Annotated in this window: 14 protein-coding genes; 6 read left to right on the top strand and 8 right to left on the bottom strand. The window is 68.4% G+C overall.

Features of this window, described 5'->3' with window-relative positions; all coding sequences use genetic code 11:
* Window positions 1-109 precede the first annotated feature (109 nt).
* Together FOB47_RS09520 and FOB47_RS09515 are read right to left on the bottom strand one after the other, a co-directional pair.
* Window positions 110-1,225 carry a branched-chain amino acid ABC transporter substrate-binding protein gene (locus tag FOB47_RS09520; RefSeq protein ID WP_053823351.1) on the bottom strand — a complete coding sequence of 372 codons (1,116 nt, stop codon included), beginning with the start codon at window positions 1,223-1,225 and terminating at the stop codon, window positions 110-112.
* A 363-nt stretch (window positions 1,226-1,588) separates the two neighbouring features.
* Window positions 1,589-2,386, bottom strand: coding sequence for an IclR family transcriptional regulator (locus FOB47_RS09515; RefSeq protein ID WP_053823352.1), 798 nt, complete (start codon window positions 2,384-2,386; stop codon window positions 1,589-1,591).
* 224 nt (window positions 2,387-2,610) lie between these two features.
* On the opposite strand from FOB47_RS09515, the gene FOB47_RS09510 reads away from it, so the two are divergent.
* From FOB47_RS09510 to FOB47_RS09500, 3 genes are read left to right on the top strand one after another with little or no spacing between them, the layout of a single operon-like run.
* Window positions 2,611-3,852 carry a CaiB/BaiF CoA transferase family protein gene (locus tag FOB47_RS09510; protein ID WP_174780712.1) on the top strand — a complete coding sequence of 414 codons (1,242 nt, stop codon included), beginning with the start codon at window positions 2,611-2,613 and terminating at the stop codon, window positions 3,850-3,852.
* Window positions 3,849-4,442 carry a cysteine dioxygenase family protein gene (locus FOB47_RS09505; RefSeq protein WP_053823354.1) on the top strand — a complete coding sequence of 198 codons (594 nt, stop codon included), beginning with the start codon at window positions 3,849-3,851 and terminating at the stop codon, window positions 4,440-4,442. Before FOB47_RS09510 ends, FOB47_RS09505 begins: the two co-directional genes overlap by 4 nt.
* Complete coding sequence (locus FOB47_RS09500) at window positions 4,435-5,211, top strand: enoyl-CoA hydratase/isomerase family protein (RefSeq protein ID WP_174780711.1); 777 nt, start codon at window positions 4,435-4,437, stop codon at window positions 5,209-5,211. The genes FOB47_RS09505 and FOB47_RS09500 overlap by 8 nt, the downstream gene beginning before the upstream one ends.
* Here FOB47_RS09500 and FOB47_RS09495 read toward each other — a convergent pair.
* A complete protein-coding gene (locus FOB47_RS09495) occupies window positions 5,208-6,110 on the bottom strand; it encodes a LysR family transcriptional regulator (protein WP_174780710.1) in 903 nt (300 codons plus the stop codon). The two genes, FOB47_RS09500 and FOB47_RS09495, sit on opposite strands and share 4 nt — an antisense overlap.
* Window positions 6,111-6,283: 173 nt before the next feature.
* On the opposite strand from FOB47_RS09495, the gene FOB47_RS09490 reads away from it, so the two are divergent.
* The gene (locus FOB47_RS09490; RefSeq protein WP_174780709.1) at window positions 6,284-7,342 is read left to right on the top strand and encodes a DnaJ C-terminal domain-containing protein; all 1,059 of its coding nucleotides are present in this window, start codon (window positions 6,284-6,286) and stop codon (window positions 7,340-7,342) included.
* A gap of 3 nt (window positions 7,343-7,345) precedes the next feature.
* Here the strand turns inward: FOB47_RS09490 and FOB47_RS09485 are convergent, their stop codons facing one another.
* The 5 genes from FOB47_RS09485 to FOB47_RS09465 all read right to left on the bottom strand — a co-directional run bounded on the left by FOB47_RS09485 (window position 7,346) and on the right by FOB47_RS09465 (window position 12,043).
* On the bottom strand, window positions 7,346-8,326 hold the full coding sequence (locus tag FOB47_RS09485) for a tripartite tricarboxylate transporter substrate binding protein (RefSeq protein ID WP_174780708.1): 981 nt from the start codon (window positions 8,324-8,326) through the stop codon (window positions 7,346-7,348).
* Window positions 8,327-8,504: 178 nt separating this feature from the next.
* On the bottom strand, window positions 8,505-8,978 hold the full coding sequence (locus FOB47_RS09480) for an aconitase X swivel domain-containing protein (protein WP_217488896.1): 474 nt from the start codon (window positions 8,976-8,978) through the stop codon (window positions 8,505-8,507).
* Entirely contained in the window at window positions 8,975-10,204 is a 1,230-nt protein-coding gene (locus tag FOB47_RS09475; protein ID WP_174780707.1) for an aconitase X, read from the bottom strand. Before FOB47_RS09475 ends, FOB47_RS09480 begins: the two co-directional genes overlap by 4 nt.
* 5 nt (window positions 10,205-10,209) lie before the next feature.
* Window positions 10,210-11,193 (bottom strand): Bug family tripartite tricarboxylate transporter substrate binding protein, encoded by a 984-nt coding sequence (locus FOB47_RS09470; RefSeq protein ID WP_174780706.1) that lies wholly within the window; start codon window positions 11,191-11,193, stop codon window positions 10,210-10,212.
* Window positions 11,194-11,206: 13 nt separating this feature from the next.
* Entirely contained in the window at window positions 11,207-12,043 is an 837-nt protein-coding gene (locus FOB47_RS09465) for a GntR family transcriptional regulator (RefSeq protein ID WP_174780705.1), read from the bottom strand.
* Window positions 12,044-12,303: 260 nt separating this feature from the next.
* Between FOB47_RS09465 and FOB47_RS09460 the strand changes: the two genes are divergently transcribed.
* On the top strand, window positions 12,304-14,091 hold the full coding sequence (locus FOB47_RS09460) for an acyl-CoA dehydrogenase family protein (protein WP_174780704.1): 1,788 nt from the start codon (window positions 12,304-12,306) through the stop codon (window positions 14,089-14,091).
* 147 nt (window positions 14,092-14,238) lie between these two features.
* On the top strand, window positions 14,239-15,228 hold the full coding sequence (locus FOB47_RS09455) for a Bug family tripartite tricarboxylate transporter substrate binding protein (RefSeq protein WP_053823359.1): 990 nt from the start codon (window positions 14,239-14,241) through the stop codon (window positions 15,226-15,228).
* The last annotated feature ends 44 nt before the right edge of the window (window positions 15,229-15,272 follow it).

The following is a 15,272-nucleotide window of genomic DNA, read 5'->3' as shown; positions in this document are numbered from 1 at the left end:
GTCGCGGCGGGCCCTTCCCGCGCGGGGAAGGGCGCGATCGAAGCGGCCCGGCATATCAAAACGCCCCGTTCGGCGACGAACGGGGCGTTGGCACGGACCGCGCCGGCGATCAGTTGGCGGCCGTCTTGGTGGCGTCCTTGTGCCAGGTGAAGACGACGAACTTGAACGACTTCAGGTCGCCTTGCGCGTCGTATTCCACCTTGCCGATCGGGGTCTGGAAGGCGTTCTTGTGCATGTACGCCGCGACCTTGGTCGGATCGGTGCTCTTGGCGCCCGCGATCGCGTCGGCGATGATCTTGACGCCCGCGTAGGCCGGCATCTGGAACGGACCGTTCGGATCGCGCTTCTTGTCTGCGAACGCCTTGACCAGCGCCGCGTTGGCCGGGTCGGCCGAGAAGTCGGCCGGCAGCGTGACCAGCATGCCTTCCGAAGCCGGGCCGGCGATCGCGGTGACGTCCTTGTTGCCGACGCCTTCCGGTCCCATGAACGTCGCCTTGACGCCCTGCTCGCGCGCCTGACGCAGCAGCAGGCCCATTTCGGGGTGATAGCCGCCGAAGTAGACGAAGTCCACACCCTGCGACTTCAGCTTGGTGATCACGGCCGAGTAGTCCGAATCGCCGGCGTTGATGCCTTCGAACAGCACCACGGGGATCTTGGCCGCTTCGAGGTCCTTGCGCACCGAGGCGGCGATGCCCTGGCCGTACGACTGCTTGTCGTGCAGCACGGCGACCTTCTTGGGCTTGACCTTGCCGATGATGTACTGCGCGGCGGCCGGACCCTGCTGGTCGTCGCGGCCGATCGTGCGGAAGATCATCTTGCGCTTCTTGCCTTCGGTCAGCTGCGGCGCGGTGGCCGACGGCGTCACCATCACGACGCCTTCGTTCTCGTAGATGTCGGCGGCCGGAATGGTCGAGCCCGAGCAGACGTGCCCGATCACATAGCGGATGCCCTGGCTGACGATCTTGTTGGCGACGGCCACGGCCTGCTTGGGCTCGCAGGCGTCGTCCATCAGCACCACTTCGAGCTTGTTGCCGCCGGCGCCGCCGGCAGCGTTGATCTGCTCGATGGCGGTCAGCGCGCCCGCCTTGACCATGTCGCCGTACTGCGCGACCGAGCCGCTCATCGGGCCGGCGATAGCGATCTTGACGGTTTCCGCTTGTGCGACGGCACCGAAGGTGACCAGCGCGGCGGCGAGAGAAAGGGAGGTAAGACGGGAATGCTTCATTGGGAGCTCCTCGATCGTGTTTGTTCGAATCATCCAGGCGCGGGCCCTGGACGTGCGCAAAATCGAAGAACTCCCCGGCGACTTTGACAGGCTGGTCGGGGCGCGCATGCACGACCGCGGCTCAGGCCTGAAAGGGCACTACATGACCACGTTCTTGTTATTGCGCAGGCCAATCGCCCGCCTGCCCTCCGCACCGGTGAGAACTGGGTAAGTCCGTTCGATGTCGGCCAGGTGGCGGCATTATAAGGTGAATCTTGGAGCGGCCTATGCGCGCTGCACCAATCCGGCGCGGTTGTGGCTTCCGCGGAACACTCGGGTCCGCTGGACCCCTGCCAAAGGGGGGAATGCGCGCTGGCGCACGGCTCAACGCCCTGCGCTCACCATGCCGCGCGTGGCCAGCGCCAGTGCGCTGTGCCGGTGCCCGCCGCGCAGGCTCGCCGAGATTTCGGCGGCGGCATGTTGGACCATCTCGGCGAAGGTGCGCACCTTCTGCGGCTTGAAGCGCTCCGCCGGCCCGGACAGGCCTACCGCGGCGAAGACCTGGCCATGGCCGTCGACGATCGGCGCGGCCACGCCGTGGACCGACTCGCGCCATTCGCCGCGATTGACGGCATAGCCCTGCCGCCGCACCTTGTCCATTTCCTGCAGGAAGCGCGCCGGCTCGACGATCGAATTGGCGGTGGCGCCTTCCAGCGCCGTCGACATCCGTTGCAGCACGACCGGCGGCTGGAACGCCAGCATGGCCTTGCCGGTCGCCACGCAATGTGCCAGCGCACGTCCGCCGATCTGCGTATAGGCGCGGACCGGATTGGGGCTGTCGATCTTGTGCACGTAGACGACCTCGCCGCGATCGAGCACCGACAGGTGGACGCTTTCGCCGCTGTCGTGCATCAGCCGTTCCATCCAGCCCTCGGCGTGGCGGCGCAGATCCAGGCGGCCGAGCACCGCGGAGCCCAGCTCCCACAGCTTGATCGAGGCGCTGTAGCCCGCGGTGTCCTCGTCGCGAATCACGTAGCGCAGCTCGGTCAGCGCCTGCAGCAGCCGATGGACATTGCTCTTGGCCATGCCGAGCCGGTTGGCGATCTCGGTCAGCCCCAGCGGCCGGTCGCTATGGGCCAGCAGCTCGACGATGCCCAGGCCTTTGATCAAGGTGTTGTTCATGGTTAGCGGTTGGAGTTGGCCTGCGTCCCGGTTTCGCCCCGCTCTCCCGCCGCGGGGCAGGGCCGTGGGAGGCAACGGGCGGGTCGTCCGCGCCGTTCTCAAATACGGAACCATTGTCCCGTATTCCGGCACGTCCATATAATGCCCCGCATGCCCCGGCGCCCGCAACCCGGCCGCCGGCTCACCTTCCCGCCAACCGGCGCCATCCCGTTGCCGCCATCGTCATGCCCGACCTGAACGAAAAGGATCTGCCGCTCGCCGGCGTCAAGGTATTGGAGTTCTGCACCGTCGCCGCCGGGCCGTTCTGCGGCATGCTGCTGGCCGACATGGGCGCCGACGTGGTCAAGGTCGAGCCGCCCGACGGCGATACGTTGCGGCAATGGCCGCCGATTTCGGCCGGCTTCTCGGAGAATTTCGCCTCGCTGAACCGCAACAAGCGCTCGGTGGTGCTGAACCTGAAGCAGCCGGAAGACCTCGCGCTGGCGCGCCGGCTGATGCTCGAGGCCGACGTGGTCGTCGAGAACAACCGGCCCGGCGTGATGGACCGCCTGGGGCTGGGCTATGCGAGCCTGCGCGAGGACCATCCGGGTCTTGTCTACTGCTCGGTGTCGGCCTATGGCCAGAGCGGGCCGCGCGCCACCGAGGGCGGCTTCGACCTGACGATCCAGGCCGCCGCTGGCGTGATGAGCGTGACCGGCGAGCCCGACGGCGCGCCGGTCAAGTGCGGCGTGCCGCTGGCCGATTTCGCTTCGGGTCTGTACGGGGCCTTTGCGATCGCCAGCGCGCTGGCCCGGGTGCGGGCCGGCGGCGCCGGCATGCATATCGATGTGCCGATGTATGGCTGTACGCTGGGCATCGCTGCGCTGCAGACGAGCGAGTACTTCGGCACCGGCCGCAGCCCCGCCAAGCTGGGCTCGGCGCATCCGCGCAACGCGCCGTACCAGGCGTTCCGCGCCGCCGATGGCTACTTCGCGATCGCGGCCGGCAACCAGAAGCTGTGGCTGGAAGTCGTGCGCGTGGTGCAGATGCCGGAGCTGGCCGACGATCCCCGCTTTGCCACCACGCGCGATCGCGCCGCCAACCAGACCGCGTTGAAGGAACTGCTCGAGCAGCGCTTCGCCGCCGCGGGTGTCGATCACTGGATCGGCGCCTTCCAGGCCGCCGGCGTGCCGCACGCGCGCATCAACGACTATGCCGCCGCGCTGCAGGACCCGCAGGTCGAACACATGGAATGGGTGCGCCCGCTGACGCTGCCGGGCGGCGTGGCGACGCGGACCTTCGTTTCGCCGCTGCGGCTGGACGGCATGGGTTTGCCGGTGCGTTGCCCCCCGCCGGCCCTCGGCGAGCATACTGACGCGGTTCGCGCTGCCCATGCCGGCGGCGGCAGTCAAGCGCCGACGCAAAGGCGAATGCAACAGCAGACGCAACAGCAGACGCAACAGCAGACGCAGGAGCAAACGCCATGACTCGCACCATCGAACCGCTGCGCACCTTCGTTGCCGGCGTCACGTCGCTGATGGCGGGGCCCAATCGCGACGAGGCTGCCTTGCTGGAAGGCACGCGGCCACTGCTGCAGGCGCTGGTCGCTCGTGACGACTGGCTTCCGGACGAACTGGCGCAGCCGCATCCGACCTATTACCAGCAATACCTGTTGTACGGCGATCCGCTCGATCGTTTCTCGGTCGTCAGCTTTGTCTGGGGCCCCGGACAGCAGACGCCGGTGCACGACCACACGGTGTGGGGCTGGATCGGCGTGCTGCGCGGCGCGGAGATCGATATCCGTTATCGGCGCGACGACCGGGGCATCCATCAGGACGGCGAGGAAACGCGGCTCGAGGCCGGCCAGGTCGCTGCGGTATCGCCGTCGCTCGGCGACATCCACCGCGTGCGCAACGCCTTCGACGACCGGGTCTCGGTCAGCGTCCACCTGTACGGCGGCAATATCGGCCGCATTCGCCGCCATGTCTTCGACCCGGCAACGGGCGCGCCGAAGGAATTCGTCTCGGGCTATGCCAACCGCTTCGCGCCGAATCTGTGGGCGGCCCCCGATGTCTGACGGCGCGCCGGGTGCGGCCGCCACGGCGGGGCCCGTGCTGCTGGTCGACCGGCAAGGCGATATCACGCGGCTGACGCTGAACCGCCCACAACGGGGCAATGCCTTGTCGGCCGAGCTGGTGCAGGCCTTGCACGACGCGGTGCTCGCCTGCCAGCGCGACGGCACGCGGCTGGTGCTGCTCGAAGGGGCGGGCAAACACTTCTGCACGGGTTTCGACCTCGGCGACCTCGACAGCGAAACCGATGACACGCTGCTGGCCCGCTTCGTCCGGGTCGAGCTGATGCTGCAGGCCATCTACACGGCACCGTTCACCACTGTCGCGCGGGTCCATGGCCGGGCCATGGGCGCCGGCGCCGATCTGGCGGCGGCCTGCGAACAATGCTGGGTGGCCGACGACGGCCGCTTCGCCTTCCCCGGCGCGGCCTTCGGGCTGGTGCTGGGCACCGCGCGGCTTGCCGCCCGGGTCGGGCCGACGCTGGCGCGCCAATGGATCGGCGCCGGCGCAACGATCGATGCCGATACCGCGCTCGCTGCCGGCCTGGCGACACGCTCCTTCGTTGCGGACGAGCACGGCAAGCCCGACACCGCGCTGGAGGCGCTGGCCCGTCAGGCGCGCCGGCTCGACATCGAGACGCAGGCGGCGATCCATGCCGCGTCGCGTGCCGACGGCGGCGAACTTGCGAGGCAGCTCGCCGCGCTGGTCCACTCGGCCGCGCGGCCGGGGCTGCGCGAGCGCATCCGCGCGTATCGCGAGGCGTCGGCCCGCTAGCCCTGCGCCGAACGCTGCCGCGCGGCCGGCGCCGCAAAGATGCCGACGAAGCGGTCGCGTGCGGGATGGTCCGGCGCCGCCTTCCATACGCAATAGACTTCCGACGGCACGGTGCTGTGCTTCAGCGGCCGGAAGGCCGCGCCGGCCAGCGCCGAATGCCGCAAGGCCGCCGGCACCACCGCCACGCCCATCCCCTGCGAGACCAGCGACACCACCGACAGCCAGTGCCGGACCTCGTGGCGGATCTGCGGATAGAAGCCCTCGGCCGCGCACATGTCGACGATCCGCGCGTAGTAGTCGGGCGATGCGTTGCGCGAGAACAGCACGAACGTCTCGCCGCGCAGCTCGGTCAGCGCGATGGTGCGTCGGCTCGCGAGCCGATGGGCGGCCGGCATGCAGCAGACGAAGGGCTCGCTGTGGATCAGCCGGGTGGCCAGCTCGTCCGGCACGCGGCTGGTGTGGATGAAGCCGACGTCGAGCTGCCCGTGCAGCAGCGCCTCGATCTGTTCCTGCGAATTGAGCTCGGTCAGCGCGATCTGGATGCCGGGCTGATCGGCCTCGAACTGTTGCAGCTTCTGCGGCAGCCCCCGGTACAGCATCGATCCGACGAAACCCACGCGCAGCCTGCCCACCGCACCGGCTTCGATCTGGCGCGCCAGCAGCCGTGCCTCCTCGGCCTGCGCCAGCAGCGCGGTCGCCGATTCCCGAAAGGCCCGCCCCGCCGCGGTCAGGCGCACGCCCTTGCTGTCGCGTTCGAACAGCCGGGCGCCGACCGACGCCTCCAGCTGCTGGATATTGAGCGACAGCGGCGGCTGCGAGATCGACAACCGGCGCGCGGCGCGGCCGAAATGCAGCTCGTCGGCCAGCACGAGGAAATAGCGCAGATGGCGGAACTCCATGGCAGGGGCGGCGTTCGATGACGCTTCGATGAAGGTGGGAGGGGTGCGGAAACGGGCCTCATTCTATGCCTACAGTTTCCGCACGGCATGCCGTTATCCCTTCGATGTGCCGGCTGAACAGGTAGCGCGCCCGCAGCAACGCCGGCTGCGCCAACGGCGAACACAAGGCCCCCGTGACGCACCATGACCACTACCAGACCCTAGGCGTTGCCCCGACGGCCACGGCGGACGAGATCCGGCAGGCGTATCGGCGGCTGGCCATGCGCTGGCATCCGGACCGCAATCCGGACGATCCGCAGGCCGCGGAAGAGCGGTTCAAGCGATTGCAGCATGCCTTTGCGGTGCTCAAGGATGCCGGCCGCCGGATCGCCTACGACGCCGAGCGCGCCGCGCCGCGCGGCGGTTCCGGTCACGGCGGGGGCAATGGCGCAGGCAATGGCGCCGCCAACGGCCGCGGCGCCCATGGCCCACGCCCGGCGCGCGAAGCCTGGCCGCATGGCGGCCCGCGGCGCAACGCGCCGGGCAAGGCCGGCGTCGATTATCTGTGCGAGACCAGCATCGCGCTGGAGACAGCGGTGCTCGGCGGCATGGCATCGACGCGGGTCAGGATGACGGTCGACTGCCTGCACTGCGATGCGCGCGGCATCCGCATGATGGGCTGCAAGACGTGCGCCGGTACGGGGCAGGTGCGGCGCGGCCTGTTCAACGCGTATGGCGCCTGCGAGCGCTGCGCCGGGCGCGGCGTCGAGCCGGCAGCCTGCGATGCCTGCGGCGGTACCGGCAAGGTCCGCGTCGACAAGGCGCTGCGCGTGCAGATCAAGCCGGGCGTGATCGACGGCACCGTGCTGCGCGCCCGCGGCATGGGCGGCCCCGGTATCGACGGCGGCCCCAACGGCAACCTGATGTGCAAGGTCCGGGTGCGCAAGGATCGCGTGTTCGGCGTCGATGGGCTGGACCTGACGCGCGAGCTGAAGATCGACTTCGTGCTGGCCTGCCTGGGCGGGCGCGTGCCGGTGGTGCGCTTTCGCAAGACGGTGATGGCCGAGATTCCGGCGATGACGCGCAGCGGCACCGTCATCCGCGTGCGCGGCATGGGCCTGCACGATCGCGCCAGGCAAAAGACCGGCGACCTGCTGCTGACGGTCGCCATCGACCTGCCGTCGCGGCTGCGCACGCTGACCGAGCCGCAACAGACGCTGCTGCGCGAACTCGGCCGCGGCACCGGCGAATGAACCTTACTGGTTCTTCATCGCCTCGGCCAGCCGCCGGATGATCGCGCCCTCGCTCTTGAAGGCGTTCTGCGCATAGGCGCTGTACTGCTCGGGTCCCATATAGTTGGTCGACATGCCGTACTGCTGCGTCACCGCCAGCAGTTTCGGATCCTTCAGCGCATTGCGGAACGCGGTGTCGAGTTTCCTCACGACCTCGGGCTTCATGCCGGCGGGACCGACGATGCCGAACGGCGAATTGGACCAGACCGGATAGCCGATCTCCCTGAGCGTCGGCGCATCGGGAAAGTCTGGCGCCCGCTTTTCGGACAGCACCGCCAGCACGCGCAACTGGCCGTTCTTCACATAGGGCAGCAGCGTGTTGGTCAGCATCGCCACGTCGCACTGGCCGCCCAGCAGCGAGGTAATCGCCTCGGCGTCGCCCTTGTAGGGGACATGCGTCCAGTTCGATTGCGTGATGCGCGCCAGTTCCGAGATCGTCAGATGCTGGCTGCCGTAGATGCCGGTGGTGCCGTAGCTGATGCCGCGGCTCGACGCCTTGGCCTCGGCCACCAGATCCTGCATCGTCTTCCACTTGGCATCGGTGCGCACCGCGACCGCGAAGTTGTAGTCCGCGATCATCGAGATATAGGTCAGATCCTTCAGCGGGTCGTAGCGCATCTTCTGCACGTGCGGCAGGCGGAAGATCACGACCGGCGCCATCGTCAGCGTATAGCCGTCGGGCTCGCTGGTGGCCATCTGCGTCGCGCCCAGCGTGCCGCTGACGCCGGGCTTGTTCTCGACAATGATCGATTGGCCCAGCTCGCGCCCCGCCGCATCGGCCAGCGCCCGCCCGATCTGGTCGGTGATGCCGCCGGCGCCATAGGGCACGATCAGCTTGATGGGACGACTGGGAAAGTCCTCGGCGTGCAGGCGTCCGACCGGCAACCCGGCCACGCCCGCTACCCATGCCGCGCCGGCGAGGCGCAGGATTTGACGTCGTTGCATGTTGTCTCCTTTGTATGGTGTCGATGCGAGGGTCTCGATACGACGGCCAGGCTGTCCCGCCCGGCTCGCACGGCTCGGCCGTGGCGGGACAGTATGCAACGCGTTGCGGTTCGGTGGTGTGACAGGGCGGGTATTTCCCTAGCGTCGACCGGTTAGGTGCGGGCCAGGCACTGGTCCGCTATCTTGGCCCATGGATGCGCTGCAAGCCGGCGCCGGCCGGCTCGACGGGCCGCGTCTCGCCCGGCTCCAGCACCCGCAGCGTGCGGGCGTCCGGATCGATTTCGACCATGGCGCCGTGCGGTACCTGCGCGGTGATATCGACCTCGAAGCCGGCCAGCATCGTCACGTCGCCGAGCGCGGCGCCCTGGGCGAGGATCGTATTGACCGTGTTGAACACGATCGCCAGCGGCGCCATATTGCGCGAGCGCATCTCGTGCAGCATCCACGCAGTGGCGACGCCGCCCTTGGCCGTATCGAGCACCAGGATGCGGTCGACATAGGACTGGCCTGCGAGCTTGTGCGCGGGGCGCGAGAACACGCCCTGCAGCCGGTTCAGGTCGTAGCGCGCCGAGAAGCCGTCGTGCGCGACCAGCGCTTCGCCGACCACGCGGCGTCCCATCGCATGGCGGGCGGTGAAGAGTTTTGCGTTCAATGCAGTTCTCCCGATTCAGCGGCATCGACGCAGGCGCGCATCGACGCCAGCATCGGCACATAGCCGTAGCCGCCGAGGATATTGACCAGCTTCGCGCTGTTGGTGGCCAGGCGTTTCCAGCCCTTGGCCTCCTGCATTTCGCGCGCATAGGACTGGTAGAAGCACATGCCGGACAGCACGGTGCCGCCCGCCGCTTCGATCGCCGCGGTGTAGCCGAAGCGGTCGCAATCGGGCTTGACCTGCGGGCTGGTGACGGCCAGCAGGGGACGCTGGAAGCGGCGACCCTCGCACAGCGAGGCGAGGTCGCGCAGTTCGTACAGGCTCAACTGGGGCGCGGAAAAGACCACGACATCGATGGCCTTGTCGACCGCATAGCTGTGCTGCAATGCGCGGATGTCGTCTTCGCCGATGCGGTGAGCCACCGGCAGCCGGTCGCCGCCGACATCCTGCAGCCGGAACGCCTCCGGCGTGATGCCGACCAGATGGAACAACGCCGACGAACCGAAGCTCGCCATCGCCGCGCCGAAGTGCTTGAGCTGGTCCGACGTCGGCGCGCCTTCCAGCCCTTCCAGCACCGGCACCTGCCAGTAGTTGCCGGCGAGGCGGCCGACCACGCCGCCGAGCGCGCCCCAATCGTCGAGTTCGCGCGGCGTCCAGTCGATGCGCAGCCGCAGCGTGGCCCGGCGCTGGGCATCGAGGTGGTAGCCATAGCGCGGCGTGCGGCCGGTGATCCCGGCGGACAGCGCCGACGGGCCGCCCTCGAAGTTGGAGCGTGCGCCGCCGACCGAATTCGAGTAGATCACGACGCCGGTGTCGCCGAACGCGACATGCTCGCCGCGCGTGGCGGCCAGCACGGTCTGGTAGTTGATGCAGGTGTCCGTCATGCTGACGCCCAGGCGCGTGAAGGCGTCGATCGCGCGGCGTTCCAGCTCCAGCATCCAGTCGGCCTGGCCCAGCATCGAGGCCTTGTGGAAGTCGGTGCCGCGCGGATCGGTGATGGTTGGAATCCGTACCCGGCCGTCGCCTGCATCGGCCAGCCGCTCCAGCCACATCACGCCGGCCTGTCCGAGGCTCTCGGTGTCGGCCATGATATGCGCCTGCGTCACCGGCACGAAATCGCGCGCGCCGAAGAACTCGCCGACCTTGATCTGATGCTCGATCGCAATCTTCGCCACCACGCCGGACTCGCCGGCGAGCATTGCCTTTTCTTCGTCGTTCAGGATCATGGGGCTTACTCGATGGAGATGCCGGTGGCGCGCACCGCGGCGCCCCATTTGGCGGTTTCGGCTTGCTGGAAGCTTGCCAGCGGCACGTGGATGGTCTGCAGGCCCAGGCCGGCGAGCCGACGTTCGAAGTCGGCGCCGCGCACGATGCGCTCGCTTTCGGCGCGCAGCCGTTGTGCGATCGCCGGCGCCAGGCCGGCCGGCGCGAACAGTGCCCACCATGCGGTCGCCTCGAACTCGGCGAAGCCCGATTCCGCCACGGTCGGCACATCGGGCAGCACGCTGGCGCGTTGGCGGCTGGTGATCGCCAGCGCTTTGAGCTTGCCGGACTGGATATGCGGCAGTACCGATTGCAAGGGGTCGAACATCAGCGGAATCTGGCCGCCCAGCAGTTCGGTCACCGCCGGTGCGCTGCCCTTGTACGGGACATGCGTCAGTTCGATATGGGCGGTGGCGCAAAACATCGCGGCGGCGAGATGACCTGGCGTGCCATTGCCGGCGGAGCCGTAGTTGATCGCCTTCGGACGGGCCTTCGCCTTGCTCACCAGCTCTGCCAGCGAGCCGATGCCCGCGCCGGGATGGACGACGATCGCCACCGGCGCCGTCGCCACCGCGGCGATGGGCGTGAAGTCCTTGACCGGGTGGTAGGAAAGGTTCTTGTAAAGGCTGGCATTGATCGCGCTGGTGCCGACCGTGCCCATCAACAACGTATAGCCATCCGCAGCGGCTGTCGCGACCATCCCCGCGCCGATCGAGCCTCCCGCACCGCCGCGGTTGTCGACGACGACCGATTGTTTCAGGGCCTCGCCCAGCGACTGCGCAAACGGCCGCGCGACGATATCGGTCGGTCCGCCGGCGGGGAAGGGCACTACCATCCGGATCGGCTTCGATGGGTAGCCGCTGGCAAGGGCACGCCACGGGCTGGCCAGCGCAACGGCGCCGGCGGCGAACGGCAACGTCAGCAGCTGGCGGCGTCGGGTTCCGATGTCCATACGTTGTCTCCTGTCATCTCCGCGGGGATCTCGGTCTTGTTGTCGGCGCCGTCGCGGTGGGCGCCATTGCCGTTGAGGTCGGCTGCAACGCGCGGGCGATCACCAGCGGCCCGGGTACGCTAAGACGGAAGGTGTAGCGCTCCGGCACGATATGGATGCGCATGTGTTCGCAGGGCGCGCCGGCAACGGTGAACGATGTGCGGCGCATCACCAGTACATTGGTGCGGGCGGGCAGGCCCAGTTCGGCAGCTACCTGTCGCGATGGACGCGCGCACTGGATCGCGACGTCGGCGCGCCCGATCCGCAAGGCCATGTATTGCTGCAGGATGTCGTAGACCGCTAGTTGCTCGGCGCGAACTTCGCCCAGCTGCGCAGCCTCGGCCGGCAGATAGGCCTCGACCACCGCGAACGCTTCACCGTCCAGGCAGTAGCGCCGCCGCAGGCGGACCGGCAGATCCATGTCGGCGGGCCGCTGCGGGTCCATGCGGCCCGCGGAGGGCGAGAATTCGAGCAGTTCCGTCTCGGGCTCGACGCCTTGGCTGCGCAAGGCCTCTTGGAAGCCCTGCAGGGTGCTCAGATCCTGCTGCAAGGTCGTGCGGGCGACAAAGGTGCCCTTGCCGCGGTGTGAGGTCACCTGCCCGTTGCGCGCAAGCAGCTGGATCGCCTGCCGCACCGTGATACGGCTGACGCCGTAGGTCTGCATCGTCTGCGCCTCGGTCGGCAATTGCTGACCGGGCGCCAAGTGGCCGCTCGAGATATCGGCGGCCAGGCGTGCGGCAAGCTGGACGTATAGAGGTTCGGCGCTGGCCGGTTCCAGAGGACGAACGTGGGCGGTGCGAGTACGCGGCATATCGAATGTTGTATTAGATTGTCATAGGACATCCTAGGATAGGCTTCAGGCCGGTTCAAGGGCCTTTTTGGGTGTACCGGTAAGCCTGTTATCGCGATGACGGTCGCAGCGCGGACCGGAAACGTTCCGCTCGCCATATAAAAAACATATCGTCCAAGCCATTCTTAGTATTGGACGCAAATCGCCGTTTCCTCGAACATTCCACCATCCGGCGGGCTCGTTCCCGGCCGCACATCGACAAGTGGGAAGAGGAGACAAGCATGCCGAGCAGCGCCGTCCGTCAGGACGATTCATCGCAACCCGTCGCCGCGACGCCCGCCGCCCATCCGGTGCCGGACCAGCACGGCGTCAATCTGTTTGCCAGCGATCCCGATCTGCGTGCGCTGCTGCCGCTGTATCTGCCGGCGGACCTGTACCAGCACCTGTTGCCGCATCTGGATCGCATGGGCGCGCTGGCGGGCGGCGTGCTCGATGCACTGGCCAATACCGCCGACCACCATCCGCCGACGCTGACGCACCGCACGCGCACCGGCATCGATGCGCAGCGCATTGACAAGCATCCGGCCTATGTCGAGCTCGAACGCGTGGCCTTTGCCGAGTTCGGGCTGGCGGCGGTATCGCATCGCGGCGGCGTACTGGGCTGGCCGCAGCCGATGCCGGCAGCCGCCAAGTACGCGCTGACCTATCTGTTCGTGCAGGCCGAGTTCGGGCTGTGCTGCCCGCTGTCGATGACCGATTCGCTGACGCGGACGCTGCGCAAGTTCGGCGATCCTGAGCTGGTCGAGCGCTTCCTGCCGAACCTGACCACGCAGGTATTCGAGGATCTGTACCAGGGCGCGATGTTCATGACCGAGCAGGGCGCGGGCTCCGACGTGGCGGCCACCGCCACGCGCGCGATACCCGATCCGCACGCGCAGGGCGGCTGGCGCCTGACCGGCGACAAGTGGTTCTGCTCGAACCCCGACGCGGAACTGGCGATGGTGCTGGCGCGTCCGGACGGCGCGCCGGAGGGCATCAAGGGCGTGTCGCTGTTCCTGTTGCCGCGCAGGCTGGCCGATGGCAGCCCGAACCACTATCGGATCATCCGGCTGAAGGACAAGCTCGGCACGCGCTCGATGGCGAGCGGGGAGATCCGCCTCGAAGGCGCGCACGCCTGGCTGGTCGGCGAGCCGGGACGCGGCTTCGTGCAGATGGCGGACATGATCAACAATTCGCGGCTGTCCAACGGCGTGCGCGCCGCCGGACTGATGCGCCGGGCGTTGTCGGAAGGACTGTTCATCGCGCGGGAGCGCCGTGCCTTCGGCAAGCGGCTGATCGACATGCCGCTGATGCGCCGCCAGCTGCTGAAGCTGACGCTGCCGACCGAGCAGGCGCGCACGATGGTGTTCCAGACCGCCGAGGCGCTGCGCCGGGCCGATGCGGGCGAGACCGAGGCCTATCCGCTGATGCGCATCCTGACGCCGCTGATCAAGTTCCGCGCCTGCCGCGACGCGCGCAAGGTCACCGGCGATGCGATGGAGATCCGCGGCGGCTGTGGCTACATCGAGGAATGGAGCGACCCGCGGCTGGTGCGCGACGCCCACCTGGGCTCGATCTGGGAGGGCACCAGCAATATCGTCGCGCTGGACGTGCTGCGGGCGATCCGGCGCGAGGGGGCACTGCCAGTGCTGCGGGCCCATCTGCAGCAGCTGTTGGCGCAGACGCCGCTGCACGCCAATGCCCGTGTGGCGTTCGACCGCGCATTGGAACGCGCCTGCACGCTGGCGGCCGACGCCGCGCAGGCCGATGCGGCCGGCGATGTGCTGGCCCGGCAGGCCGCGTCCGCGCTGTATCACGTGACCAGCGCGGCGGCGATGGCTTGGGAAGCGGGCCGCATCGGCTCGGTGCGCCGCATGCGGCTGGCCCAGCTGGTGCTGATCCATCGCGTGCTGCCGCGCGATCCACTGGCAGGCGGCGCCGAACCCGATTGGCTGGCCGATACCGTGGCACCGCCGGCCGAAGGCGCGGTGCAGCCTGCCGGCGCGGTCGATCAGGTCGATCTGTTCTGAAGACACGCGGATTCACCCGCCGCGAGTCGCATGCGATCGCGGCGGATTTCACGGCAACAAGCCACGCAACAAGCCACGCAACAAGCAACCCCACAAGCGCCCGGGACGACGAATCCGACGGCGCATGGCCTGACTAGGAGACACCAGATGACCCCCTGGCAACGCATCGCGGCGCTCGCCGCCGCATCCACGCTGACGCTGTGCGCCGGCATCGCTCCCGCCTTCGCGCAGAAGGACTATCCGTCCAAGCCGATCATGATGGTGGTGACCTACCCGCCGGGCGGTCCGACCGACGCGATGGCCCGCACGCTGGCCGCGTCGCTGAAGAACACGCTCGGCCAGCCGGTGATCGTCGAGAACCGCGCCGGCGCCGGCGGCAATATCGGCGCGGAAGCCGTCGCGCGCGCCGAGCCCGACGGCTACACGCTGATGTTCGGCACCTCGGCGCCGCTGGCGATCAATGTCAGTCTCTATCGCAAGATCAACTACGACCCGGTCAAGAGCTTCACGCCGGTGATCCAGATCGGCCATCTGCCCAATGTGCTGGTCGTCAATCCTTCGGTGCCGGCGAAGAACGTCAGCGAGCTGACCGCCTATGCCAAGGCCAATCCCGGCAAGCTGACCTATGCATCGTCGGGCAACGGCGCGTCGTCGCACCTGGCCGGCGTGCTGTTCAACAACCTGGCGGGCACCGACTTCCAGCACATCCCGTACAAGGGCACCGGCCCGGCGCTGAACGATCTGCTGGGCGGCCAGGTCAGCATGACCTTTACCGACGTGCTGACCGCGCTGCCGTTCATCAAGAGCGGCAAGCTGCGCGCGCTCGGCGTGACCACCCGCGAGCGTTCGCAGGCACTGCCCGATGTGCCGACGGTCGCGGAGCAGGGCGTCGCCGGCTTCGACGTGTCGGTGTTCTTCGGCGTGGTGGCGCCTGCCGGCACGCCGAAGGAAGTCATCGGCAAGCTCAACGCGGCCTTCGCCGATGCGCTGAAGCAGCCGGAGGTCCGCAAGACGCTGCAGGGGCAGGGGCTCGAGTTCGCACCGTCGACCAAGCCCGAGCAACTGGGCGGCTTTATCAAGGCCGAGGTGGGCAAGTGGCGCGCGGTGGTGCAGAAGTCCGGCGCGCAGCTGGACTGACCTGGATGGACGCCGGCGCCGGCGACGGCGCCGGCGATGGCAAC

It is taken from the genome of Cupriavidus gilardii (assembly GCF_013347325.1).
Classification (GTDB): domain Bacteria; phylum Pseudomonadota; class Gammaproteobacteria; order Burkholderiales; family Burkholderiaceae; genus Cupriavidus; species Cupriavidus gilardii.
The sequence above is the reverse complement of the archived record's forward strand: the minus strand, read 5'-3'. Positions and strand labels throughout refer to the sequence as shown.

Bases quoted from the DNA above. Each gene is read 5' to 3' on its own strand.
- FOB47_RS09520 (WP_053823351.1), bottom strand. From the start codon at position 1,225: ATGAAGCATTCCCGTCTTACCTCCCTTTCTCTCGCCGCCGCGCTGGTC.
- FOB47_RS09515 (WP_053823352.1), bottom strand. From the start codon at position 2,386: ATGAACAACACCTTGATCAAAGGCCTGGGCATCGTCGAGCTGCTGGCC.
- FOB47_RS09510 (WP_174780712.1), top strand. From the start codon at position 2,611: ATGCCCGACCTGAACGAAAAGGATCTGCCGCTCGCCGGCGTCAAGGTA.
- FOB47_RS09505 (WP_053823354.1), top strand. From the start codon at position 3,849: ATGACTCGCACCATCGAACCGCTGCGCACCTTCGTTGCCGGCGTCACG.
- FOB47_RS09500 (WP_174780711.1), top strand. From the start codon at position 4,435: ATGTCTGACGGCGCGCCGGGTGCGGCCGCCACGGCGGGGCCCGTGCTG.
- FOB47_RS09495 (WP_174780710.1), bottom strand. From the start codon at position 6,110: ATGGAGTTCCGCCATCTGCGCTATTTCCTCGTGCTGGCCGACGAGCTG.
- FOB47_RS09485 (WP_174780708.1), bottom strand. From the start codon at position 8,326: ATGCAACGACGTCAAATCCTGCGCCTCGCCGGCGCGGCATGGGTAGCG.
- FOB47_RS09475 (WP_174780707.1), bottom strand. From the start codon at position 10,204: ATGATCCTGAACGACGAAGAAAAGGCAATGCTCGCCGGCGAGTCCGGC.
- FOB47_RS09470 (WP_174780706.1), bottom strand. From the start codon at position 11,193: ATGGACATCGGAACCCGACGCCGCCAGCTGCTGACGTTGCCGTTCGCC.
- FOB47_RS09465 (WP_174780705.1), bottom strand. From the start codon at position 12,043: ATGCCGCGTACTCGCACCGCCCACGTTCGTCCTCTGGAACCGGCCAGC.
- FOB47_RS09460 (WP_174780704.1), top strand. From the start codon at position 12,304: ATGCCGAGCAGCGCCGTCCGTCAGGACGATTCATCGCAACCCGTCGCC.
- FOB47_RS09455 (WP_053823359.1), top strand. From the start codon at position 14,239: ATGACCCCCTGGCAACGCATCGCGGCGCTCGCCGCCGCATCCACGCTG.